The sequence below is a fragment of the Rhodococcus sp. USK13 genome, assembly GCF_018343855.1.
Lineage (GTDB): Bacteria > Actinomycetota > Actinomycetes > Mycobacteriales > Mycobacteriaceae > Rhodococcus_F > Rhodococcus_F oxybenzonivorans.
This window is the reverse complement of record NZ_CP069242.1, coordinates 1,118,113-1,142,266: the sequence shown is the minus strand read 5'-3', so window position 1 is coordinate 1,142,266 and position 24,154 is coordinate 1,118,113. Positions and strand designations below refer to the sequence as shown.

The window sequence follows — 24,154 nt, the reverse complement described above, 5'->3', positions numbered from 1 at the left end:
GTAAGTGGAGAAACTGCGCACGCCCGACTCGTCCGACGCCAACATCGACAAGCTCTCGACGTTGTTCCCCAGCGTCGTCTCCGAGTCACTTGACACCGACGGCAACCCTAGGAAGGTCATCGACTTCGATCTGTTGCGGCAGGAGCTTTCTGATTACGTCGTTGAAGGTCCGCAGGAGCGCTACCGGCTCGACTGGCCCGGAAAGCGCGCTGCAGCATTCGCTGCCAATGCACCCATAGCCAAGACCTTCCGCCCAGTCCGCGAGGAGTCCGTCGACTTCGACATCACCAAGAACCTCTTTATCGAAGGCGATAACCTCGACGCGCTCAAGCTGCTTCAGGAGTCTTACCTCGGTAAGGTCAAACTGATATACATCGACCCGCCCTACAACACGGGTGGAGATTTCATTTACGATGATGACTTTGTCGAGCAAATGGACGCCTACCTCGAACGCTCAGGCCAGACCGACAACCGTGGCACCAAGCTCGTAGCGAATACTGAGGCGAACGGTCGGTTCCACTCAGACTGGCTTAGCATGTTGTATCCGCGGTTGCGACTGGCTCGGAATCTTCTCTCGACCGAAGGCGCTATTTTCGTCTCGATTGACGACCATGAGATGCCTCGACTTCGTGCCATTATGGATGAAATATTTGGGGCTTACAATTTCGTCGCTACTGTGATCTGGCACAAGGTTCATACAGTCAAGAACACCGCTCGACACTTCTCGGAAGATCACGAATACGTCGTTATCTACGCCCGAAATGCGGACGAGTGGTCTCCTCGCCGCTTGCCGCGGACTGAGGAGCAGGACCAACGATTTACAAATCCCGACAACGACCCGCGGGGGCCCTGGATTAGTGGACCGATTCAAGCACGCAACTACTACAGCCGTGGTCTTTACGCCATCACGACTCCGAGTGGCCGTGTCATCGACGGGCCACCTTCTGGAACGTACTGGCGGTATTCAGAGGTGAAACTAGCCGAACTCGACTCTGACGGACGGATCTACTGGGGCGCAGCTGGATCTAACGTTCCACGAATTAAGAGATTCCTCTGCGAGATGGAGGATGGCCGAGTTCCGCAAACCTATTGGCCGCACGCTGAGGTCGGTCACAACCAGGACGCAAAAAAGGAACTCTTGAGTCGAGTGCACTTTGGCGACGGTGACGCCATATTTGACACGCCGAAGCCGACGAAGCTGATTCGGAGGATGTTAGCGCTCGCCACCTCCGCTGAATCTGATGATATCGTCATGGATTTCTTTGCTGGCTCAGCCACGACTGCCGATGCTGTCCTCCAGCAAAACGCAGAAGATGGCGGGCGCCGGCGATTCGTCCTTGTCCAGCTCCCCGAGCCCGAGGGCGAAAAGTCAAGGAACATCGCCGACATCGCCCGAGAAAGAATTAGAAGCGCCGGACGATCGGTCGTGCACGAAACGGGTATGAGTGGGGCTCATGTAGACGTCGGTTTCCGTGTGTTGCGCGTCGACGCCACGAGCATGGCTGACGTACTGCGCTCACCCGACGAGACGGATCAGCTCGCGCTCGACCAGCTGGAGGGTAGCGTGAAGCCCGACCGTTCGGGTGAGGACCTGCTGTTCCAGGTGCTGCTCGACTGGGGGCTCGAACTGACGATGCCGATCAACATCGACCAGATCGACGGTCATGAGGTGTTCGTGGTCGAGGACGGCGCGCTGATCGCCTGCTTCGACGAGCAGATCAGCCCAGAACTCGTGCGTACCATCGCGAAACGGGAGCCGCTTCGCGCCGTGTTCCGTGACTCCGGTTTTCCTTCGGACGATGCACGCATCAACACGGAGCAGGTATTCCGTGAGATATCTCCGGCGACAGACGTGAAAGCGATCTGACCGAGATGAAGCTTCAGTTCAAGGTTCAGCAGTACCAGACAGACGCCGTCGACTCCGTCGTCGATGTCTTCGAGGGACAGCCCAAACACGACGGAATCTTCTACCGGATTGACCCCGGCAAGGTGCAACGGTTGCCCAACCCGGCGCTGTTCGAGGCGAACGAGACGCCCGGCTCGGGGCTCCGGAACGCTGAAGTCGTCCTCTCCGCCGCCCAGCTGTTGGCGAACGTCCAAAAGGTCCAGCGTTCTCGCAACCTTCCGCTCTCGGCCAAGCTCGTCGACAGCAAGGCTGCACCAGGAGCGCCGAACCTTGACATCGAGATGGAGACAGGAACGGGCAAGACATATGTCTACATCAAGACGATCATGGAACTGTACAAGCGCTACGGCTGGTCGAAGTTCATCATCGTCGTGCCGTCGGTCGCAATCCGCGAGGGTGTGCAGAAATCGTTCGATGTGACTGCTGAGCACTTCCAGCAGCTGTACGGCACGAAGCCGCGATCGTTCATCTACAGCTCCTCGCAGCTGCACGAATTGGAGCGGTTCAGCTCCGATGCCGGAGTGCAGGTGATGATCATCAACATCCAGGCGTTCAACTCGTCCGGCAGAGACAATCGGCGAATCTACGACGTGCTCGACGACTTTCAGTCTCGGCGTCCGATCGACGTCATCAAGGCCAACCGCCCGATCGTGATCGTCGACGAGCCTCAGAAGATCGGTGCGGACAAGTCACTCACGTCACTCGCCGAATTCAACGCGCTGATGATGCTGCGCTACTCGGCCACCCACAAGGTCGACCACACTAAGATTCACCGACTTGATGCGATCGACGCGTACAACCAGAAGCTGGTCAAGAGGATCGCCGTCCGGGGCATCACCGTTAAGGGACTGGCCGGCTCGACCGCGTACCTGTATCTCGACGCGATCGAGATCGCCAAAGGTTCCAAACCCCGTGCCCGAGTCGAGCTCGAGGTGCAGACCAAGGGAGGCCCGATCAAGCGTCTGGTCAAGCGCCTTGACGTCGGCGCCAACCTGCACGACGTCTCGAACGGCATCGAGGCCTACAAGGGCCTGTTCATCACCGACATCGATGCCAACCGTGACGTGGTCACCCTCAGCAATGGTGACGACGTTGTCGCCGGTCAGTTGGCCGACCGTGACGTCACCGAGGAAACAAAGCGCCGCATCCAGATTCGCGAGGTGACCCGTGCCCACTTAGACAAGGAGCGGGAACTGTTCAGTCGGGGCATCAAGGTGCTCTCGCTATTCTTTATCGACGAGGTCGCCAAGTACCGCGACTACGACCGCGAAGACACCCTCGGCGACTACGCCCGCGTCTTCGAGGAGGAGTACGTCGCCATCCGCGACGAGGTGCTCGGTGAGCTCGCCCTCGACGACGCCACTGCGGGGTTCCAGAATTACCTGCGCCGCGACGACGTCCGCGCGGTGCACGAGGGCTACTTCTCCATCGACAAGAAGACCAAGCGGCAGGTTGACGGCAAGGTCAGCGGTCGCGGCGACGACAAGGGCCAGTCCACCGACACGGACGCCTACGACCTGATCCTCAAGCACAAGGAGCGCCTACTGTCGTTCGCAGAGCCGGTGCGGTTTCTCTTCTCCCACTCCGCGCTGCGTGAGGGGTGGGACAACCCCAACGTGTTCGTGATGGGAATGCTCAAGAAGAGCGACAACACCGTTTCCCGTCGGCAGGAGATCGGCCGCGGCCTGCGTCTGGCGGTCGATCAGCATGGTGAGCGTATGGACAACCCGGTAACCGTCCACGACATCAACGAGCTGACCGTGGTCACCGATGAGTCCTACACCGACTTCGTCGCCGGGATCCAGAAGGAAATTTCCGAATCCTTGGCGGCGCGACCGCGCAAGGCAAGCGTGAAGTTCTTTACGGGCAAGACGATTCAGACGCCGGATGGCGAGTTGGCAATCGAGGAGGTGCTCGCGCAAGCCCTGTATAGGTACCTAGTCAAGAACGACTATCTCAACGACGACGACACTCTCGCCGACACCTACAAGCAGGCGAAGGACGCTGGCACACTGGCCGAACCCACCTCGGAGGTGCTGAAGCCCGTCATCGACTATGCCTGGCCGCTTGTGGACGCGCTGTACCTCGACATTCCGGTCCCGGCCGACGACCGCAAGCCGAAGAAGATCCCGCTCAACGAGACCAACTTCGCCAAGAAGGAGTTCCAGGCGCTGTGGGGTCGGATCAACCACAAGGCCGTCTACCAGGTAGAGTTCGACTCGGATGAGTTGATCCGCAAGTGCATCCAGGCGCTCGACAAACACCTCAACGTCTCTGCGATGCAATACGTCGTCGAGGCCGGTCAGCAGCGCGCTTCCCTCGACGTCAATGACCTCACCGATGGTTCCGGGTTCACCCTGTCGAGTACGGCGACACATACCGAGACCGCCACTGCCGGCTCTCAGGTCAAATACGACCTTCTCGGTGAGATCACCGAGAAGACCCAGCTCACCCGGCGCACCACGGCTGCGATCCTGGGCGGAGTCACGCCAGCGACGTTCGCGAAGTTCCGGCTCAACCCCGAGCAGTTCATCACCGAGTCCGCCCGGCTCGTCAACGAGCAGAAGGCAACCGTAATCGTCGAGCACCTGACCTACGATGCGTTGGAGGACAGGTTCGACTCGGTGATCTTCACCGAGAACCAGACGAAGCAGGCGTTCGACCGCGTCGGTGACAAGCTGACGAAACACATCTACGACTACGTCGTCACCGACTCCAAAATCGAACGCGCCTTCGTCACCAAGCTCGACACCAGCACGGAGGTCGCCGTCTACGCGAAGCTACCTCGTGGATTCTTCATCCCGACCCCGGTTGGTGATTACAACCCCGACTGGGCAATCGCGTTCACCGACGGCAGCGTCAAACACGTGTACTTCGTCGCCGAGACCAAGGGCTCACTCTCAACGCTGCAGCTGAAGGGAGTCGAGGACGCAAAGATTGAATGCGCTCGAAAGTTCTTCGCATCGCTGAACGAGAAAAATGGCGAGGGTGTCGTCTACGACGTCGTCACCGACTACACCGAACTCATGCAGCTCGTTACCGCATGAAGGCCAGGTCGAGTTGCAGGATGGTGGTAATCAGCTCGGCGACCCGTTTGAACGAACTACCGGGCGGCGCGACGTTCGAGCTGTCCGACCTGCTGTCCGGGTCGGCCTCCACTGTCTGCGCGTCCTGCTCGTCCGTCGCAGCAAGAGAACCTACACGGCCCCTCTCGCTTCGTAATGGCTGAAGAAATGCCAGGGAATTGAGACAGATCGTTGTAGCCATGTCGTGAGACAGGCAACAAGTCCGCAGGTCGCAGCGTCTCTAGATGCGGCCCTAGCCCTACAGCTCGAATCACGGGACACGCAGATGGCCTCGCTCGGGCCGAAGGACCTCGGCCAGCACAAGGGTGAGCCAAAAAGTCATGGGGATCAGCTTCATGGTCGACATCCACACCGTGGCCTGCCTCCGCAAATGGTAAGTGAACGAACGGGTTCGGTATCTACTTGAGCCGCGTGCAACAATCGCGACATGTGAGCTGCGGGCTCCATGCAGGGCGGACAAAGGCGTGAGGAGCGTGCAGTGTGAAATCGGTGTTGGCTGAATGGTATGGGCCAAATGACGAGGAGATCGGCGAATTCCTCGCGAACGCAACGATTGCACTCGATGCGAATGTGTTGCTGGCGCTCTATCGCGTAAACGACGCCCAGCGCAAGCAGGTCCTCGATGTGCTGACACGTGTTTCCAGCCGGCTATGGGTTCCGCACCAGGCGGCGCTTGAGTATCAACGCAATCGACTCGGGGTTGCTGCTGATCAGCAGAAGGCCCACGATGCGGTTGCATCTATCGCTTCAGAGAGGGTAACTGAGGTGCTCTCGACTGCAGTCACAACACTCACTGAGCTGTGCGCAGAGGCAGTTGGTGAAGTCCGCGATCGTGAGATTCGATCAGCGATCGAAGAACAGTTCACCATGACGGTAAGCAGCCTTGAGGCTGTGCTGACCGAGCGTCAGCTGGCGATGCAGAACAAGTTCCACGAACTGCGGAGGACGCACACGATTGACTTCGCCGATGCTCGCAACGCCGACCCGATTCGGGCCGCTCTCGACGCATTGATCACAGATGACCGGGTCGGCGAAAAACCTGATGCGGAGACGCTTGAGACGCGGAAGAAGAAGGCACAGACGCGTATTGATGCAAAGATCCCACCGGGCTACAAAGACGCGAACAAAGATGACGCCACCGGAGATTGCTTGATCTGGTTCGAGCTCCTGGATCATGCTCGGAAGTCGACCCGTCCCATTCTTTTCGTGACCGACGATGCAAAAGAGGACTCGTATCAACGCGTTCGCGGGCAGATCGTGGGTCCTCGCGTCGAGTTACGTGCTGAAATGGCGAACGAGGCGAAACAGCCATACCACCAGACAACTCTGGACGGGTTCGTTCGTCTAGCGAACAGACACCTGAAGACTGCTGTTCCAGAAGACACTATCGCGACTCTCGAGCGGAGTCGGGTCGAGGCGAATAGAGCTGGTCGCGAAGTCCGGGGTCGGCTTCGAGATATTCGGATGATCATGCACCCTGACGGTTTCATGACACCCGCAGGTTTGGTGGAGGTCCTTGGGGATGGCTATCGCTCAGGTGAGTCGCTTCTTATTTCGCTGACGAATCCTGCAACCATCGCCGCACTTGGGGTCCTCATCGGGGACGTCGTGGTCGTAAGGATCGACAAAGAGGGTATGTACGAGATCCTCGGCCCGGTGCTCGACGTGCGTACTGGAGAAGAGCGCGAGTTCACAATGCCGGAGAGGTGCCCGGCGTGCGAAACCCCGGTGGTGGTGAGCGCTACTCCCAAGGGTCGCCCTGGGTGGAGGTGCCCCAATGAAGAATGTGCGCCGAAGCGGCAGAGGGATCAACTAGAAGATTAAGGACAAGGACGAACGCCCTGGGCGATTGCCACCTCAGGGAAAGTTTCTGGCTGCACCCCAAACCTCCATTCGATCGCGGTCCTCCCCTGTTCCTGGCCGTCGGACGGCCAGGAATAATCGTTGTCCTTCCTGCAACGAGTACTGTCGCACAGACCATCGTGGGGACTCCTGATTGGTAGGTCGCAGCCCGCCGTGAGCCCGTGCTCGCGGCGGGCCTACCTGTTTCGTCGTGCAGCTTATGGCCGTGCAGGCTCAACGGCTACGCCGCGGCGAGGACTACGGTGCGGACGACCGCGCCCGCTCGATCGTCAGCGCTCTTGATCTGTGTCGCGGCTGCGGTCGCCCCGCAGTCCGGATGGCACCCGTTCGATCGTGACGGTGTTCCTGGCGGCGCACGCGGTTGCGTGGGCAGGGAAATCGGACTTAACCAGCCGCATCACCTCCGCCAACTCCCGTTCCTCCTGAGTTCCTGCCGCCACTATGGGAGCCGAATCCTGTACACCGGACCGTGTCTCAGCCAACGATCCGGCATCGCGTTCCCACACCGCCGCCGGTGGGATGGCGGCTTCCGCGAGGGCGGTTCCGACGGTCTTCTCGGCGGCGGAGATCGCGGCGTCCCGGGTGGGGAAGGTGCCGCTGTCGAGGGTTTCCCGCGCGTTGTGGGCGGACCAGTACCAGTCGCGGCCGGTCCACTTCACCACGGCACCGGGATCGCCGGTGTCCCGGTCGAATCCAGCGGTGAGCTCGGAGCCGATCTCGTCGGCGCGCTGCCACCGTGGTGGTTGCGGATTCTCCGCGAGCTGGGCCTTGCGTTCGGCGTGCTCTTTCGCGGCCGCCACCATCCGGGCGGGGGTGGCTTCCCGCAGCTCGTCCTGGGACATGCCCTGGTTGTCGGCGTGCCCGCGGGTGGGGTTGAGGTCGCGGGTCCATCCGCGGTACATGCCGGCGGCCGCCAATCGTTCCTTGGTCGCCGCCTTTTCGGCGAGTGCTTCGGGGGAGTTCTCCCTGGCGGCGAGGTCGGCCCGCATCTCGTTGTAGGTGTGTGTGAGGCGGGTGATCTCGTCGGTCTTGGGGAACGGGACCCCGAGCTTGTCGGCGAGTTGCTCGGTCTGGGCGGCCATGTAGTCGCGGTCCTTCACGTTCAGGTCCATCGCGGCGGGCAGGTCGGCTGCCATGTTGGTCAGCCGGGTCACCATGCCGGATCCACCGTCGGCGCTGCCGAGGGCGAGGTCGACGACCTCGGCGTCGACGGTGCGGACGATGCCACCGGTGAGCCGGAATGCGTATCCGCCGACCGGGAGCCGGCCCATCGAGATTTCGGCGCCGGCGATCTCGGCCACCAGGTGTTGGCCGTCGGGTTGGCGTTCGAGGTCGCGGATGATGTGCGCCAGCCGGGTTTGCACCGCCTTGCGTACCTCCGCCGGTTCGGCGAACGAGACGGCGCGGCCCCCGACGGTGAGGGTGCGCTGTTTGCGGGGCAGTTCATTCCAGGCGGTGAGGGCGTCGGCGACCTCGCGGCCTTCCTCGATCTCCTTGGTCAGGATCGGCAACCGGGTGCGGTTGTCGTGCAGCTGCCATTTGATTCGCTCTTGGTCGGAGCGGTGGGCGCGGGCTTCGGCGCCCAGTTTGCGGAGCTGCGTTTCGAGTTCGACGACCTCGACGTAGCGGGGATCGCCGGTCGCGGCGGCCTTGGTCGCGGCCATCGACGAGGTCATATCGCCGCCGCCGATGTCTTCGGCCTCGGAGAAGTCGAGCACTCCGCGGCGGAGCTGCTCGATGTAGGCGGATTTCTTCTCCACGGTCTGCCATTTGGTGGTGTCGTAGGAGCGTTCCCCGACGATGTTGATGATCTCGACGGTCTTGTTCTGGTTGCCCTGCCGGATGATCCGGCCCTCGCGTTGTTCGAGGTCCGCGGGCCGCCAGGGGCAGTCGACGTGGAAGAGCGCGGTCGCGCGTTTCTGCACGTTCATGCCGGTGCCCATCGTCTCGGACGAGCCGATGAGCACCTTCACCTCGCCGCGGCGGCAGGCTGCGAACAGCTCCCGCTTGTCCTTCGGTTTGGGGTAGTCCTGGATGAACTGGACTGCGCCGGGGGACATGCCGCGGGCGACGAGGTCGGCGCGGATGATGTCGTAGAGGGTGTCGCCCTGGCCGGGCTTGGGGGTGCCGCGGTCGAGGAACACGATTTGCAGACCGCCGGTGCGTGGTTCCGGGTTGCCGTCCTCGTCGTAGTAGACGGTGTCGGCGGTGCCTTGCTCGATCTCCCAGAGCTTGTTCACCAGCAGGTCGACCCGGCCTTCACCCGGTGGTGGTGCGTCGAGGCCGCCGAGGCGGGGGTCGAGGGTGACGTTGGCGCCGTCGCTGCCGATCTTGAGGGGGTTGTCGATGTGCGCGGTCTTGCCGGTGTACATCTGCATCCGCTCGTCCAGGTCGATCATGAAGTCGCGGACCTGTTGCGGCATTTCGAAGGTCAGGTTCTGGCGGCCGCCGCCGGCAATCTCGGGAAGGGTGGCGGGGACCTGCTCGCGGACGACGACGTCGGTGAACTGGGCGTTCATCGACATCAGGGCGGGCAGGTTGACGAACTTGCCGATCCTCGACACCGATCGCAGTTCGGTGCCGGTGATGTTCATTTCGACCGATTGGCGCATCGCGGCGAAGTTCGCCGCCCAGGCGTCGATGTTCTCCATCCCGGCGGCCTCGAGCAGGTCCGGGCGCAGGTACTTCATCATCACCCACAGCTCGGACATGCTGTTGGCGACCGGGGTGCCGGTGGCGAAGGTGACCACCTTCTCCGGAACGGGTTTGCGGCCCTCGACGGCGGCGCGCTGGCGGTACTTACGCCGCAGGGAGGACAGTTTCATGTCCAGGTCGGTGGCCCGGCTCGATCCTTCCCGCAGCGCCAGGTCGGCGTTGTTGGACTGGCGCGAAAGGTTCTTCCACATGTGCGCTTCGTCGAGAAACAGGTAGTCGCAGCCGGTTTGCTCGAAGGAGAACCCGACGTCCTTGGAGTCGGCGTTGATCTTCTTCTCGAGCTTTTCCTGCCACCGTTTCTTGGCCTTCTCGATCTCTTTGATCGTGTTCTGCCCGGTGGCGGCCTCGCGGGCTTCCTCGAGCCGGGTGATCTCGTCGGCGATGTAAGCGGCCTGGGTGTCGACCCCGCATTGCATCTTGGTGAAGGCCGGTTCCGGGACGATCACCAGGTCCCAGTCCTGGGAGGCTGATTGCGCCATGAACAGTTGCCGGTCGGCGCGGGACTTGAAGTCGTCCCCGACCAGCACCCGGGCACCGGGGTAGGCGTCGGCGACCTCGCGGGACCACTGGTCGACCAGGTGGTTCGGGACCACCACCCAGGGCTGTTTGATCTGCCCGAGGCGCCGCATCTCCATCGCGCACATCGTGATCGACCAGGTCTTGCCGGTGCCGACGGTGTGATCGAGCAGCACCGACGGTTCGTTGATCTGCCGCACCGCGACCGCGGCCTGGTGCGGGTGCGGTGTGATCCGCAGTCCGGGGAAAGTGCGGCCCTGCCCGCTGTAGGCGGGGTCGACGAAGGAGTTGAACCGGTCGTTGAACGCCCGGGTCAGCGCGGCGGTGCGGGCCGGGTCGGCGAACAGCCATTCCCCGAACGCCGTTTCGAGCATCTCGGCCCGCTGTTGCAGTTCCTCGGTGAGCTCTTCGTGGAACCGCGGCTTGGGGGAGTGTTCGAGTTCGGCTTCGTCTTGAAGACCCGGATGGGCTGGTTGTTGGCGATCTTCTCCAGCAACGACAGCCCGTCGACGCCGCGCCGGTCCCCGGCCGTTTCGTACGGCAGCCCGTAGGGGTCGGTGTACTGGTCGCCGGCGATCGTGAAGTCCCAGGACGCGGTGATGGGGGAGTACTCGACCGCGATGCGGGTGTCCGGGTGCACCGAGAACGATTCGCGGATGAACTGCTCGTACAGCGGGGTCGGTACCCAGTTCGCACCGGGGCGGACGGTGATGTTGGTCGGATCCAGATCCTTCGGGATCACCTGCCGCAGTGCGTCGACCGCGCCGGCGTAGAGCTGTGGGTTCTGCCGGGCGGCGGCTTCGGTGGCCGCCAACTTCTCCCGCACGTTTCCGGACAGGAATCTTGGGGCCGGGATCAGTTCGGTCGGGTCTTCCGGGTCGGGGAAGACCAGCCCGTCGAGCTGGGTCCGGGCGGTCTCGGGATCGATGCCCACCAGCCCGGCGATCCGGTCCAGGTCGACCTGCCCGGTCTCGTCCAGGCTGACTGCCAGCGCTTCGGCGATGTCCTGGGCGGACTGCGCCCGTTGCGGCGCGGTGATGACGTCCTCGGTGAAGATCTTCGACTTGCGCGCCTGCTGGGTGTCCTCGTCGAAGAGTTCGATGCTGCGGACCAGCGCGATCGCCGGGTCGTAGCGGATGGCGCCCTCGAGGTGCCGCATCTTCTTCCACGCCGGGTTCGGCTCCGATGCCTCCGCCAGCAGCCGGGCGGCGACGTCCTCGGGAAGTGCCCCGGTGACCGGGCCGGTCTCGTCGCCGTTGTTGGCCCGCCACTTCTTCTCCAGGTCGGTGAAGCGTTTGTCGATCACCTTCTGGTTGGGCGGCGCGGGGGTGACCCAGGTGAACCGGTTGAGCGGCCCGTACTTCCGTGCGTACGCGTCGTACTGGCGGTTCAGCTGGGCCCGCAGCCGGTTCTTGGTGTCCTCGTCGCCGCCGGTGCGCTGGGCGTCGACGAGGTCGGTGACCGTGCCGGCCATGGCGAGCATCGACTTCCACTGGGCGGTGCGGGCCTTGTCGATCTTCGACGGCACCGGCGTCCACCGGCCGCCGAGGGAGAGCTGCTCGAACATGTCGATTTCGTCGTTGAACCGCACCGATCCCGGAACCTCGGTGATCGCGGCTTCTTCCGCGGTGATCAGCCCGGCCCGATCGAGCATCGGGTCGGCGGCCGGCTGTTCCGCGTCCTGCCCGAGTCCCGTGTTCTTCGCGGTGTCGACGATGGCGGTCAGCCGGTCACGGACCTGGGTGGCCAACGGGCGGGACGGGTCGGCGGTCACCTTCAAGGTGGCCGCCGAGTACATGCCCGACCCGATCCCGAGTTCGCCGAGCACGTTCTCCGGGTGGGTCAGGAAGTAGTCGTTGACCTGGATCTCACCGCCTGCCAGCTCGGCCTTCGAGGTGGTGATCCACTGCTCGGTCGCCGTTGCCGGTGCGCGGCCGGCCTCGCGGCGGCGGAAGATCAGCAGGTCAGTGACCACATCGGTACCGGCTTGGCGGTCGAATGCCTTGGTCGGCAACCGCAGTGCGCCGACCAGGTCGCCGAGTTCGGCGATTTCCTCGCGGGCCTTGGTCCGCTGGGCGTCGGAGGTGAAGGCGCTGGTGATGACCGCGACGTAGCCTCCGGTTTCGGTCAGTGCCAGGGACTTGCGGATGAAGTGGTTGTGGATGGTCAGCCCGGACGGGTTGTGCAGCGGGTCGCCGACCGCGAAGTTGCCGAACGGGACGTTGCCGATTACCGCGGTGAAGGCGCCCTCGTCGGGGGAGAACTTCTCGAATCCCTGATTGCGGACCTGGTGTTGGGGATAGAGGTGGTGCGCGATCCGGGCGGTCATCGGGTCCAGCTCCACCCCGACCATCCGGGTGCCCTTCGGGGCGTGGCCGATGAAGTTGCCGGCCCCGCATCCCGGTTCGAGGACCCGCCCTCCGGTGAATCCGGCTCTGCCCAGCGCGGACCACATCTCGGCCGCGATCGCCGGGTCGGTGTAGTGGGCGTTGAGGGTGGAGGCGCGGGCGGCGGCGATCTCCGCCGGGGTCAGCACCGCGGAGAGGTCGTTGCGGAGCTCGTCCCACTCCGGTTTGCGCTTGTCGAAGATGTCCCCGGCCGCACCCCACCCGGACCAGGCGGCGAGGACCCGCTGCTCGGCGGCAGTGGCCGCCCGATTCTCGTCATTGAGCTGGTGCACCAGACGGATCGCGTCGATGTTCGCGCGGGCTCGGGCCTTTGCCCCGGATGGTGCCAGCACCTCGGCGCCGAGGACGAAGTTCGCTGCCGTCACCTCCGGCCGGTCCGCCGCCGACTCGGCCGCCGCCGACGGTGCAGCCTCGGCCTCGTTCTCGGTGGAGCGGGAGAGGTCCTGACGGCCGCGTTCTGAGGTGTCGCGCTCCCCGGTGATGCTCGCGGCGGCCGCGGCCGACTCGATGTGCCGGCCGGTGCGTGCGGTGGCGATCGCCTCGGCGAGGGTTGCCGTGATGACCGGTTCGGCGTCGCCGCGGCTGACCTGCCAGTCCTTGGTGCGCCACCGGTAGCTGACCTGGGCCCGGTCCTGACCGGGTTCGCCGACAAGGTACTCCGAGGCCCGCACCGCCTCGAGATCGGCCGGTCCGGTCACCGCCGAGAACAGGTCGTCAGGTTCGGTGGCGCTGGTGTGCAGGGTGTCGAATGCGTGGTCGGCGACGTCGAGACGCAGTATCTCGGACATGTCGAGGCCGTGGGCGCGGCATGCCGCCGCCAGTGCGGGGTGCTCGCGCTCGACCTCGGTGAGGATGCGCGAACGTAACTCCCGGGAGGCCTGCGAGGTCAGAAAGCCGGTGCGGCCCAGGCTGGGGTGCGGTGAGGTGGCGGCCGCGACGAACACCTCGTCTGCTAGCAGGGCCTGCCCGGTGATCTCGGCGAACCGGCCGCGGGCCTGCTCGGCGACCATCCCGCTGCGGACCGGTCCCGCGTTCGGCGCACCGGTGCCGACCGTGGCCCGCCGGACCGCGGGCAGGTGGTGGCTGCCCCAGCGCTCGCGGCTCTCACCGCCGTCGGTGGTGACCTCCCAGATCGGATTGCCGGTGTGCGGGGTGAACCGGTGTATCTGGGTGCGGGGACGGTCTGTTCGTACGAAGGTGTCGACGCCGCGCGGGAACCATTCGGTGGCCTTGTCCCGGTAGACGTCTTCGAGGGACGCCAGGAGCGGCCCGCGGACTTCGGCGGTGAGCCATGGGTGGCCGCCGTGGTCGTCGATCACCGCCGCGAGCTCGGGATGGGTGGCCAGACGATCGGCCAGGTCGGCGGCCGCGGACTCGAGGACGGCGCTGGTCCGTTTGGTCACCAGAGTGCTCGCCGCCAGGGCCACCACCAGCGGATCCTGAGCAAGCTCGTCGAAAGCCCAAGCCCGCCACTTCCGGGCGGCGGCAGTGCGGTCGTCGACGCTGCCGGCCGCCTGCCAGGCGCGCAGGCTGGGGTCCGGGATCTGCGCCCGGGCCGTGTCGGCGCGGTGCTGCGCCTCGGCCACCGCGGCGGCATCGGCACCGTCGAGCATCAGGGCGGTGTGCACGCGTTGGGCGTCGAGCCAGGCATGGATCTTTTCCTGATCCGGAATCTCGGCGCCGACCTCGACGGCAGTGCCGGGTGCTGTTACCGCGTCGACCGTGACCTCGCCGGGCTCGGCGGTCTCCGGTGTGGGCGCGTCCGGGTCGGGGGAGTCCTTCACCGCCTCGTGGACCGCATCGAGGGTGGTGGCGATGTTGTCGTGCAGCCAGTACGCCGCCGCCTGATACTGCGGATCGGCGCCGTCGACGGACAGCAGCCAGTCGCTGACGGTGAGGTTGAGTAGCCGATGCCGGCCGACGCTGAGCTGGTCCTCGGGTCGTCGCCGCAGCACCTGCAGGCTGGGGTGGGTGATCATCTCGGCCTGCAGATCGGCGAGGACCTCGCCTTCGCGCCTCCGCGCCCATTCGGTCCGGGCACCGTGCCAGCCGCGGTTCCAGTCCGTGAAGATCTGCTCGGTGCGCGGGTCACCAACGGGGACACCGTCGAGTGCAGCGCGGACTCTCGGGTCCGCCGCCGGGACCGGGGCACCACCGGTGGGCCCGTGTTCGGTCCAGGCGTCGCGGCCGGTCTGCCGCCAGTCCACCGGGTCGGTGCGGTGACTGTTGGCGTGCACCCGGGTCAGGGTGTCCTCGGCCAGTTGCTGCCGCTGCGTTTCGTTTTCCGGGCTGGCGGCGGTGACGGTGGTGTCGAGGGCCTGCTGCACCGGCGGGGCTGCGGTGAACTGCTCGGCCGGTCCGGTCGCGGCCTCGGTAACAGCAGGGTTCGCTTCGAGTGCGAGGACCGCGGCGTCCGCGGCCGCACGATCGGGGTGGTGCTGCGCCCAGGCGCGGGCGGGCAGCTCCGCCGCTGCCGCCTGCCATCGGGCCGGGTCGTCGAGGGCGGCGCGGGCGATCGCCGCGACCTGCGGGTCCTCGCTCATCACCTGCTCGACCAGGCCGGCCTGCACGTCCTCGTGGGTCTTGCGGGCCGCCCAGATCGTGAACTGCTCGAACGTGTTGGCCTCGGCCCCGGCGACCAGGTTCAGGGTCTCGTCGGCCAACACCTGCCCGCAGATGTCGTCGAGCAACGCCGAAATGCCCTCGTCGTCGGCGACGGGTTCGCGTTGGCTGGTGAACTCGGCGACCAGCTCTCGCAGCGGCCGCCGGCCGGGCACGTCCTCCGAGGCCGGCGCGGGAGCCGGTGTCTGTGAGGGGCGCCTCTCGCGGTCGGTGCGCTGGGCGGCGAGTTGCTCCCGAATCTGCGCGGACCGCTCCCGTGCCTGCCCGGGCGTCAGTGGGGGACCGGTGTGCTCGGCCCGCTCGCCGCGCGCCCGTTGGGTTTCCGCCTCGGCGAGGATGCGGGCGATCTCCGGGTCGGCGGCGTCGGCGACCTTCCCGGACCGGGTGCGCAGCAGTTTGATTTGCTCGTCGGCGCGGCCGATCGTCAGGTCGTCGGGCAGCCGCACCGGCAACCCGCGCTGGCGCCGCAGGGTCCGCAGGTACGCCTGCTGCCGATCGGTGGCAGGGCGGTCGCGCCAGTCCCGGCGCGGTAGGCGTACCCGGCTCAGGGCCGCCACATCCACCCCGTCGACGTCATAGCCGGCAGCGATGCACGCCTGCCGGGCACGCTCGGCCGCGTCACGGGCCTCGTGGGCATCAGCCGACACCCGCTCGACCCGGGCCGCCATCCGGTCCGCGGTCGTACTCAGATCCTCGATCAGCTCCGGATCGGCATTGGCCAGGGACGCTTCCGCTGCCTGCGCCTGGACCTGCTTGGTGGCCTCGCGCAGGGTGCGGACCTTCTGCCGCAGCGCGTCGGCGTCCCGCTGAGCGCGGGCGTAGGAGATGAGCTCCGGGGCTACACCACTCGGTTCCCCGCGGCCTTCGACGCCTTGATCTGCTCGTCGATCATCTGCGCCAGCTCGTCGGCCAGCGGATCCGCCGCCGTCAGCGGTGTCCTCTCGTTGTCCTCCATCCGCTGCGCGATCAGCGCCGCCGCGTACCCCTGGAACGCGTCCGGTTCGCTCGGCCACACCCGATCGACCACCTGCCACGCCAACGGCGGGATCTCCACCATCGAGGTCCGCCACCGATCCGGGTCGCGGGCCTTCCGACGCTCGGTGATCTCCTCCTCGATCCGCTGCTCGATCTTCAGCTCCCGGGCGATCTGCTCCTCGCTGATCTCCGGCACCTGCGAGTACAGCTCCTCGGTCAGCACGGCCTCCCGGCTGTCGTGCTCGGCCTGCGCGATCAGCTGATAGGTCGTCATCACGTCCGGATCCTGTCCCGGATGCTCGGCCTTCCACTTCCGCACCAGATACCCTTGACCGCCCCCGAACCGCTGGGACGTCAGCTCCGTCAGCCGCTGGGCCTCCTCGTCGAACTGGGCCGTCAGCTGTTCCGGTGTCGCGTCCGGGTCCACGCCCAGGTGCTCCCGCCAGATCCGCTCCACTTCCGCGCGAATCGTCGGATCGAACTCCGCCATCGTCGTTTCCTCCCTGGATGATGTGTCCGCGCTCGCTCAACCGTCTGGCCCCTCTCATGTGCTGCCACGCGAAGCGTGACCTCCCCGTGCGCCCATTCGTTGGACACAAAGCACATGCAGCCTATGACGGATCTACCGAAAGTACTTGCAGCGCAAAGTTGTTAAAGTCTTACAACTTTGCCTGCGGCCTTCCCTCAGGCGGCACCGGCCGCCGCCGACCGAGGCGCAGCCGGAGCCGTGATCTTCTGGTTGACCAGCATGTTGAGCGAGACACCCTGTTCCTCGGCTTCGATCGCCAAAGTCCGGTGCACCTGCGGGGACGTGCGCACCATGAACTTGCCGCTGTAGGGCCGATCCGCGATCGGGACCGGTGGTTGCTCGCCGGACAGCGTCATGTCCTCGAGCACTTCACGGACGACGCCGATGACACCGTCGAGTGCTTCGGCCTGCGTTTCCGCCAACCAGGACAACGACGGGAATTCGGCGACGGCCCCGACGAATTCGCCGTCGTCCTCCGACCAGGTCACCCGATAGGTGTAGTGCGATGCGTCAGCCATTGTCAGCCTCCTTCGTGAGCTTGTCGTATGCGATGACGACCTGGCCGACCTGATAGGGCTTGGCCTTGCCGCCGCTGCCTTTCTGGATATTCACTCGCGGGTCGCCCGCCCACGGCATCTTGAACACCGCGTGCGAGGTGCCGCGCTGGCGCGGTTCCCCGAATATGTCGCAGCAGAAGTTGAACAGCTCGGTATAAGTCACGCTCTGCGGACTAGCCCTCATCCTCGCGATCAGCTTCGCCTGCTTCGACATACCGGAATGGTATCACTGGCGATACTATACTGATAGGTGTTGAGGGCTACGAGAGAGAAGTCAGCGGCCTTCGGCGTCGGCCTTCACGCCGAGACTCCGCTGGCCAGGAACATCAGCGGGCAGTATCGCCGCTGTTACCGCTCCGGAAAAGCGATCGCAGTGCGGCGCGCCTGCTCCGTCCGCCGTGCGCGGGGATATCGCCGGCGACCGTGGGCAGTCTCGGTGAGAGTTCCCGGGAAGGTGTCGAGGATGATGGTCTCGTCGGCGTCAAGGGCAAGTATCGGCGGGTGCAGGCATGTCATTGGTTCAGCCGGTTCCGAGGTCCTCTCGTGCCCGCACGAGGAAGTCACCTACGAATTCCCCTGACACCTCGACCATCCGATCGATCTCCGTGAGCAAGCCAGGGCGGTCCGGAAATAGACCGTCGGGGTCTGTTACGTCGCCGGCGCCCCCGAAGTGGCGGAAATCGAACGGGTTCAGGTGCACTCGGAAAAAGGATTCGTATGGGTAGGTGAACTTGTCGAGGGCCGGGAGGAGCTGTGCACTTCCCACCAAGAGCACCATATGGACGGCTCTGATTGCCGCCCCTCCCTTGTCCCTGATGACAGTGATGGCAGCTTGTACGGCTTCCGGATCGGGGGGATTCTCCGTCAGTGCTCCTTTCAGAGTTCCGAGTCCTTCCAGGAACCCGGTGACGCCGGTCATGAGATCGGCGTAGATCCGTTGCTGGTTCTCTCGCACCTCTTGCGCTACTGCGACACTTTCGTTTCTCGCCAACTCGTTTCTACTGACGTAGACAGCTGATCCGGCCGAGACGACGCTGGACACGATCGCCGCGCAGAGGGCCGTGGCCAGTGCGTAACGGCCGGTGCGGGTCGCGGCGCGGACATCGCGTTCCAGGCCCCTGGTTGATGCCAAGTCTGATTCCGATGTGTCCGCAGTCGGCGGCGTGGCGGTTGGCCCAGCGGTCGGCTGGTTCCCGGGCTCGGGTGTGCTGTCGGTATCCATCACAGGCCACCGATCCTCGCTTTACCTGAGTTCGCTCTGCTGGTGCGTAAGTTCAGTGTCTTCGCAAGGCCGGTCCCGGCACAGCGTATTCGGGTACTCGAAACGAGTCGGCGGTGCGCACCACCACTCCCGGCAAGGACATGACGAGTCCTCCTCGTTGCTCTTATCGGCCAGGGCGGGGTCTTCGGGGTTGCGTGTGAGTGCGCAGCAGGGGTCCGTCAGAACAGGGTGATTTGGGATTGGGCGGCGGCGGCGTCAGTGCGTTGCCGGTAGGCGGTCGCGAACGCTTGGGCGGTCCCCTCGGTGCAGCCGATTTCGCTGGCGATCTGCGCCCAGGTGAGTCCGGAGTTGTGGAGGTGGAAGGCGTCGCGTTCGTCGTCGGTGCTGCTCAGGTCGGGGTGGATACTCACTGGTCATCTCCTTCGATGGTGTTGCGGCGTTCGGTGAGCGAGCGTTGACGGCGGCCGATTTCGCACATGTGCTCATACAGCTGGTCGGCGGGAAGTTCCTGCGCGGCCTGGGTGAGTGCGGTCGCCGCGGCGGCGAAGCTGCGCCGGTATGCCTGGCTGAACACAGCTCGGGCGTAGTGGTCGATCGCGGTGTGTTCGGCGCCGAGGGTGGCGAGGTTGGCGAGGTGGCGGGAGCGTTCGGATCCGTGGTGGCCGGCGAGGGCACCGGACTGCTCGAGTTCCGATCCGACCATGGCCGCGTTGTGGGGTGCCCCGCCCGCGATCAATCGGGTGATCAGGGAGAAGAACTCGCGGTGGATGGGGCGCACGAAGTCGGTGGGCTCGAGGATGCCGATGGCGTGTTGCGCGGCCGACCGGGGTGCCCACAGCAAGGCGCACAGGAACAGTGCTTCGACGTCGTTGTGTAGGTCGTCGGCGTAGTCTTCCGGTTGGATCGGGTCGGCCGCGGCGGGTTCGGGGCTGTCCGTGACGCCGGTGACGACGGAGAGTGCGGCGCTCACGCCGGTTCGTTCCTTTCGTGGGGCCACGAGATTCAGGCCGCCGTGAGGCTTCTGATGCGGTCGATCCGAAATCCCGCCCAATGTTGGGTGCCGGCCACAACGACGGGAGCCTGGCGGTAGCCGAGGCTCATCACGTAGTCGCGGGCTTCGGCGTCCGCGGTGAGGTCGACAACCGTGTACTCGATCCCCGCTTTGTCGAATTGCAAATAGGTCGCGTTGCACTGATCGCACTCGGGCTTGGAATACACGGTGACAGTCACAACTTCCCCCTTCGAATAAATTTCGATTGCATTTATCTTATCGAATAAGACGCTCATATCCAAGCCTTTCGAGTATTTAATTCGATCATTTATGGACCATTCATGGGGGCGCTTTTCGATACCCTTCCTGGTACCCACTGAGGCATTGACTTCCCCGGGGGCAATGGCGCTGCTACCAGCGTGATCGCCTGCCCTCGGAGCTGCTTTCCCCCTGTATTGGCGGATGCCCTTCCGGGGCGGTGGGGGTCAAGGTGAGCGGGGAAAGTTTTCTGCGGAATAAGGGAATTCGTGACCGCGTGGAAAAGTTTTCACTGAGCGGCCTTGATGCGCAGGGGCCCTGGTAGAAGAGTGGGAAAAGAATAAGGGGGATGGTGCCGCAAACGGTTTATTACTTGTTGATTTCTCGGTGGTTTCCGTTCGCGGCCCGTCCAGTCGCCCGGCGCGATGCGGAGTGTCATCGGACCGGAAACCAGGTGTTCGGGAATTCTTCTAGTTCCGTCTGGTGCGGCATCTCTTCTCCGGTCACCCGGGTGGCTCCAGCTATCGGCGGGTGCAGGATCGGCATTCCCAGCGGCCGCGCACCTTCTGGCATGTCCGGCGTTCCTCGCACAGCCAACATGTCTGCTTTGCTTTCCGATCGGGATCGTTGGTGCTTGCGGTCGGGATCGCCGTGTTCCCCGCCGGGATTTCGACGGTGTGTGCGGCCTCGAGCTGCGGTGATACCTCGCGCGGTACGGGGGGTCGGGTTTGCAGCATGTGGCCGAACGCGTCTTGGCAGCCGGGGCACACGTCACCGGATTCGATGACTGGGGTTTCGCAGGTGGGGATGGCGCATGGGGTGAAGAGGTCGAGCTGGGCGAGTTGGTGTCTCGGCTCGGTCATGGTGGTTGCTCTGCCTTGTCCTTGGTGCGGGCACACCGGGCAGATAGCTGCTGCCCGGTGCGCCGTTGGGGGCCGATCTACGTGGTGGTCAGGATGTGTCCGCCATGCACTGCATCAGCGGGCTTGATCCGGTGTCAGACTTCGACGACCTGGGCGCTGGCCGCGGCGGCGGCGACGTCGATCGTCACCTTCTCCAGCGCGGTTCGAGGCACATTCCAGTACACGCCGTCGTCGCCGCCCAGCTCGGCGATCTTCACCTTGGCACCGTTCGAGAGGACCACGAACAGCGTGGTCGGATCGATATTCCGGGCCTGCTTCACCCGCACCGTGGACCCGGTCGACAAGGGCGCAACCGCGACGATCGGTTTCGCTAACAGTTCCTCGGGCGCGGGCATCAGCACTCCTGGCTGTGCCCTCACTCCGGGGCCGATACCGTCGAGTGGCTTAAGCTCGTAGTTCACCTTCAACTGGCGAACCACCTCGAAAACGCGCCCCTTCATGTCCTTGTTCGCGACCACGGGGTCGATGATGACGCGGTCGCCAGCCTGGAAGATGTTCTTCGACATAACTTTTGTTCTCCTTCGGAGATGGGTGTGCGGTGTTGGTGGTTATGCGGGGATCCAGGTCACGCCCTGGTCTCCGATGAGGGCGGTCTTCCCGGCCGGTGCACCGCCGGTGTACTGGTGCAGTGCCGTGCGGGCGCGGGTGACCGCGCAGCCGAGTGCATCGGAGGAGTCGCCGAGCACCTCGACGCTGGCCTCGCCCATTGCCAGGGCTACCGAGTCGCCCTGCGTGTCGTACAGGCCGACGGCCCAGCTCGTAATGGGTTCACCGGTTGCCAAGGCAGGGCCGCCGTTGGTGGTGGCCAGGAGGTAGATCGACCGCCCATCGGGGGCGTAACCGGCACCGCCGGTAAGGGCGTAGCAATTGCCGCCGGTCGTGGCCACTTCGGGATCGGTGACGCCGACTGCTTCCAGTTGAGTCAGCTCGTGGGCGTAGATCTCTTCCAAGGTGCCGAAGCTTCGGTAGTCGAGCACATCGGACGTCTCCACGATGGGATCCGCGGGCGCTGTCGGTGGGTTCATATGTCAGTGACCTTTCGTACGGATCGGATCACTCGCCGTGTCCCGATCGTTCTTTTTGCCCTGCTGGCAAGGGAGAGTCGGATCGGCGGTATCAGGACGGGGTGCAACCCCTGGGCCGAGAAGTTTCTCAGCGAGCGAAGCGAGTACGCGTTGAGAAGGTTCTCGGAGCCTTGTGCCGGCGCTTGCGCCGCCAGGGGTTGTTCCCCGGCCGCCGTCGATCAGGATCGGAAGGCCAGCAGGTCAAAAGAACGATGCTCTTCAACAGGGCGGAGCGCAGCGGAGCAGGAGCAGCTCGATTCGGGGGACACCGCAGGTGGCCCGGTAACCGCCGGAGGCGGGTACATCGCAACGCCGCCTCCGCCCGCGACCACTGACCAGCAGCCGTGGTCGATCAGTTCGTGTGGAGCGGAGGGCGCCGGTCGATCAGTCCGGCTGTGTGCGGCGCCGCGCCTGGCGGCGGGCGTGGCGGGCCATCAGATGGGCTCTGTTCTTCTCGCTGCGGAAGATCTCGCGGTTCACAGCGTGTTCGATCATTCCGGGTGCCTCGAGCACCCGCTGCGCGGCCAAACGCATCAACTCGGCGCGATCGGACCCGAGCCGTGCGGCCAAGGCGTCGAGCCTGTCCCGGAGCGGGGCGTCGAAGTGCACATTCACTCTGGCGGGATAGATTTCGGGTCGAAGATCGCGCAACGGTGCGATGTTCTCCAGGTCCGTGGTGAGGTCACCGGGCTCATCGAGCAGGCGCCGTAGCGCGACCCGGGCAAGTGCGGTGCCCAGTTTGTCGCCGTGGCGGCCGGCGAGGCGCCAGACCTGGTGCTTGCTGGACGGGTTGACCATCACCTCGACCTTCTCGGACAGTCCGGTCCGCCTCGCGGAGCATCGGGTGTTTGTAGCGGCCGGGAGTTTTCAGGAATCGGTGCAGGGCGATCCGCATGAGTGCGCTGATCGTGGTGTCGTGCTCGGCGGTCAGCGCCGTGAACTTCTGCGCGGTGTCGGGTTCCAGTTTGAGCGTGAGCATGACCAGCGGGATCGCCCGCCGCACGTGCGTGAGTCGCCGCGCTTCGGCGAGACGGTTGCGGACGGCTTTCGGCTGGGTGACCAGTCGTCGGCAGGCGGCGCGGATCAGCGCCCCGAACCGGCGTGGGCCGATGCCCTCGGCCATCTGCTCGAGTCGGTGTTTGGTCTCGGGGTCGAAGCGCAGTGCGATGGGATCGCCCACCGGGATCCGCCCTGGTTTCGACTCCGTCATCCCGTGCTCTTCTTCTGGTCCGCCGGTGCGCATGGTTGTGCCCCGGCGTCGGGGGGGATGCCGGGGCACAGGGGTTCTGGGAACGAATGGGGGGTGCTCACCAGAACGAATACGAGTCTACGGATCGCCGCCGTCAGGTGATCGCGCGGCCGCGATTCGCGCAAGTCAGTCGGAGTTGGGGAGGGTGAACCAGCGGTCGGCCTGTGGTTGCGGCCCGGAGCAGGGCGGGATCCGCACCGTCTCCCCGCACAAGCGACAGAAGAACGTGCGGTGCCCCGAGTTCTTGGCCGCCGCGGCCGGGCACCCGCAGACCTCCCAGCCGACCAGGCACCGTCCACCGATCAGCAGGTGATTGTTCGGACACCGGTCCGGGGCTTCCTCGTATTTCACTCACCCAGTCTATTCGCACACACATTCGAATTGAGCTAGTCTGGGGGTGCCCCGACTTGGAGGGAAGCCTTGCCGGGGCGCAGAACTTTGCCGCCGTTGACCTGGGCCTTCGGCGGTGCGGGCACGGAGGGACAGGGTGAAGGTAGGAGACCGGGTGCTGGTGCACCCTGAGGGGAAGTCGGTGTTCACCATCCTCAGTCTCGAGGACGATCGCGCGCTGATCGAGTCCACGAGCGAGGCGCCAGGACGATATCCGTTCAGCATCCGAGTGAAGTACCTCGTACCTGCGCCCTGAGCCAGCCCGCCCTGGTTGTCGAAAAAGGTGTCAGTGCGCTGCGTCGAATGCTTCCTGGACGTCGGCGGGGATCCGGCCGCGTGCAGAGACTTCGTAGCCGTTCGCGGCCGCCCATTCCCGCACGTCCCGGGCCCGTGACCGGGACTGGGCCTAGCCGGCTTTGGTGGTTGGGCGGCGCTTGTGGCTCCCGATCTTGGTGGCATGGTCGATGTAGAAGTCCATCGTCTTGAGGAATTCTCGGGCGTCCGCGCCACGTGTGCACTCCTTCTGCTCCGGTTACAGCCAGGCCGACCCTAGTGCCCAGCCGACGGAAAGCCACCGGCTTCAATTTTTCGGGCAGGAAGTGAAGCACCACGGATAACGGCTCGCCGGGGGTTGATTGCGCCGATGTTGGGGTGAATCGAGTGGGTCGTCGGCGGCGGAGATCACGTACGACGGCTGCCGACTGCTGGCCTCAGCCGGTGGCCACCGTGATCCCGGTTCTGTGGTCGCAGAATCTGAACGTCATGACGTCGTCGTATCCGGAATTGATCGAGGCCCTGGCCGCCACTTTCGACGGCCGCCGCCGGGTCGTGCTCGACGGGGAGGTCGTGGCGTTGGGAGCCGATGGGCGGCCCTCGTTCG

General features: G+C 64.8%; 18 protein-coding genes and 2 pseudogenes. 5 read left to right on the top strand and 15 right to left on the bottom strand.

The genetic code is table 11. The annotated features are described in order from the left end of the window. The first annotated feature begins 4 nt into the window (after positions 1 to 4). Both JQT59_RS08065 and JQT59_RS08060 read left to right on the top strand, forming a co-directional pair. Complete coding sequence (locus JQT59_RS08065; protein WP_213575675.1) at positions 5 to 1,867, top strand: site-specific DNA-methyltransferase; 1,863 nt, start codon at positions 5 to 7, stop codon at positions 1,865 to 1,867. 5 nt (positions 1,868 to 1,872) lie between these two features. Then, entirely contained in the window at positions 1,873 to 4,953 is a 3,081-nt protein-coding gene (locus JQT59_RS08060) for a type III restriction-modification system endonuclease (RefSeq protein ID WP_213575674.1), read from the top strand. Here the strand turns inward: JQT59_RS08060 and JQT59_RS37660 are convergent. Continuing rightward, positions 4,943 to 5,065: a hypothetical protein gene (locus JQT59_RS37660; protein WP_283254053.1), complete on the bottom strand. Its 123-nt coding sequence runs from the start codon at positions 5,063 to 5,065 to the stop codon at positions 4,943 to 4,945. The genes JQT59_RS08060 and JQT59_RS37660 overlap by 11 nt on opposite strands. A 407-nt stretch (positions 5,066 to 5,472) precedes the next feature. Here JQT59_RS37660 and JQT59_RS08055 point away from each other — a divergent pair, with 407 nt between their 5' ends. Next, positions 5,473 to 6,816, top strand: coding sequence for a PIN-like domain-containing protein (locus tag JQT59_RS08055; protein ID WP_213575673.1), 1,344 nt, complete (start codon positions 5,473 to 5,475; stop codon positions 6,814 to 6,816). A gap of 308 nt (positions 6,817 to 7,124) precedes the next feature. Here the strand turns inward: JQT59_RS08055 and JQT59_RS38315 are convergent. The 12 genes and pseudogenes from JQT59_RS38315 to JQT59_RS36770 all read right to left on the bottom strand — a co-directional run. Continuing rightward, a pseudogene (locus tag JQT59_RS38315) lies at positions 7,125 to 15,568 on the bottom strand (helicase-like domain-containing protein); the annotation flags it as partial. 386 nt (positions 15,569 to 15,954) lie between these two features. Further along, on the bottom strand, positions 15,955 to 16,581 hold the full coding sequence (locus JQT59_RS38310; RefSeq protein ID WP_502939800.1) for a hypothetical protein: 627 nt from the start codon (positions 16,579 to 16,581) through the stop codon (positions 15,955 to 15,957). 194 nt (positions 16,582 to 16,775) lie between these two features. Then, positions 16,776 to 17,138 (bottom strand): type II toxin-antitoxin system HicB family antitoxin, encoded by a 363-nt coding sequence (locus JQT59_RS08040; protein WP_160093876.1) that lies wholly within the window; start codon positions 17,136 to 17,138, stop codon positions 16,776 to 16,778. Next, positions 17,131 to 17,391 (bottom strand): hypothetical protein, encoded by a 261-nt coding sequence (locus JQT59_RS08035; RefSeq protein ID WP_064079949.1) that lies wholly within the window; start codon positions 17,389 to 17,391, stop codon positions 17,131 to 17,133. Before JQT59_RS08035 ends, JQT59_RS08040 begins: the two co-directional genes overlap by 8 nt. Positions 17,392 to 17,697: 306 nt before the next feature. Then, the gene (locus JQT59_RS08030) at positions 17,698 to 18,309 is read right to left on the bottom strand and encodes a hypothetical protein (RefSeq protein ID WP_213575670.1); all 612 of its coding nucleotides are present in this window, start codon (positions 18,307 to 18,309) and stop codon (positions 17,698 to 17,700) included. 308 nt (positions 18,310 to 18,617) lie between these two features. Continuing rightward, positions 18,618 to 18,809, bottom strand: a complete 192-nt coding sequence (locus JQT59_RS08025; protein ID WP_213575669.1) for a hypothetical protein — start codon at positions 18,807 to 18,809, stop codon at positions 18,618 to 18,620. Then, entirely contained in the window at positions 18,806 to 19,369 is a 564-nt protein-coding gene (locus JQT59_RS08020; RefSeq protein WP_213575668.1) for a DnaB-like helicase N-terminal domain-containing protein, read from the bottom strand. Before JQT59_RS08020 ends, JQT59_RS08025 begins: the two co-directional genes overlap by 4 nt. Before the next feature lie 32 nt (positions 19,370 to 19,401). Continuing rightward, entirely contained in the window at positions 19,402 to 19,629 is a 228-nt protein-coding gene (nrdH, locus tag JQT59_RS08015) for a glutaredoxin-like protein NrdH (RefSeq protein WP_213575667.1), read from the bottom strand. Between the two features lie 454 nt (positions 19,630 to 20,083). Further along, positions 20,084 to 20,221, bottom strand: coding sequence for a hypothetical protein (locus JQT59_RS08010; RefSeq protein ID WP_213575666.1), 138 nt, complete (start codon positions 20,219 to 20,221; stop codon positions 20,084 to 20,086). A 424-nt stretch (positions 20,222 to 20,645) separates the two neighbouring features. Continuing rightward, complete coding sequence (locus tag JQT59_RS08005; RefSeq protein WP_213575665.1) at positions 20,646 to 21,077, bottom strand: hypothetical protein; 432 nt, start codon at positions 21,075 to 21,077, stop codon at positions 20,646 to 20,648. 42 nt (positions 21,078 to 21,119) lie between these two features. Continuing rightward, positions 21,120 to 21,596, bottom strand: a complete 477-nt coding sequence (locus JQT59_RS08000; protein ID WP_213575664.1) for a hypothetical protein — start codon at positions 21,594 to 21,596, stop codon at positions 21,120 to 21,122. Positions 21,597 to 22,019: 423 nt separating this feature from the next. Then, positions 22,020 to 22,433, bottom strand: a complete 414-nt coding sequence (locus JQT59_RS36770; protein ID WP_249354231.1) for a ribbon-helix-helix domain-containing protein — start codon at positions 22,431 to 22,433, stop codon at positions 22,020 to 22,022. On the opposite strand from JQT59_RS36770, the gene JQT59_RS36765 reads away from it, so the two are divergent. After that, positions 22,426 to 22,986: a hypothetical protein gene (locus JQT59_RS36765; RefSeq protein WP_249354229.1), complete on the top strand. Its 561-nt coding sequence runs from the start codon at positions 22,426 to 22,428 to the stop codon at positions 22,984 to 22,986. The two genes, JQT59_RS36770 and JQT59_RS36765, sit on opposite strands and share 8 nt — an antisense overlap. Before the next feature lie 24 nt (positions 22,987 to 23,010). Here the strand turns inward: JQT59_RS36765 and JQT59_RS07990 are convergent, their stop codons facing one another. Continuing rightward, a complete protein-coding gene (locus JQT59_RS07990; RefSeq protein ID WP_213575663.1) occupies positions 23,011 to 23,235 on the bottom strand; it encodes a hypothetical protein in 225 nt (74 codons plus the stop codon). Positions 23,236 to 23,371: 136 nt separating this feature from the next. Here JQT59_RS07990 and JQT59_RS07985 point away from each other — a divergent pair, with 136 nt between their 5' ends. After that, positions 23,372 to 23,530 (top strand): hypothetical protein, encoded by a 159-nt coding sequence (locus JQT59_RS07985; protein WP_213575662.1) that lies wholly within the window; start codon positions 23,372 to 23,374, stop codon positions 23,528 to 23,530. Positions 23,531 to 23,560: 30 nt separating this feature from the next. Here JQT59_RS07985 and JQT59_RS07980 read toward each other — a convergent pair. Then, positions 23,561 to 23,662, bottom strand: a pseudogene (locus tag JQT59_RS07980) (Lsr2 family DNA-binding protein); the annotation flags it as partial. Positions 23,663 to 24,154 lie beyond the last annotated feature (492 nt).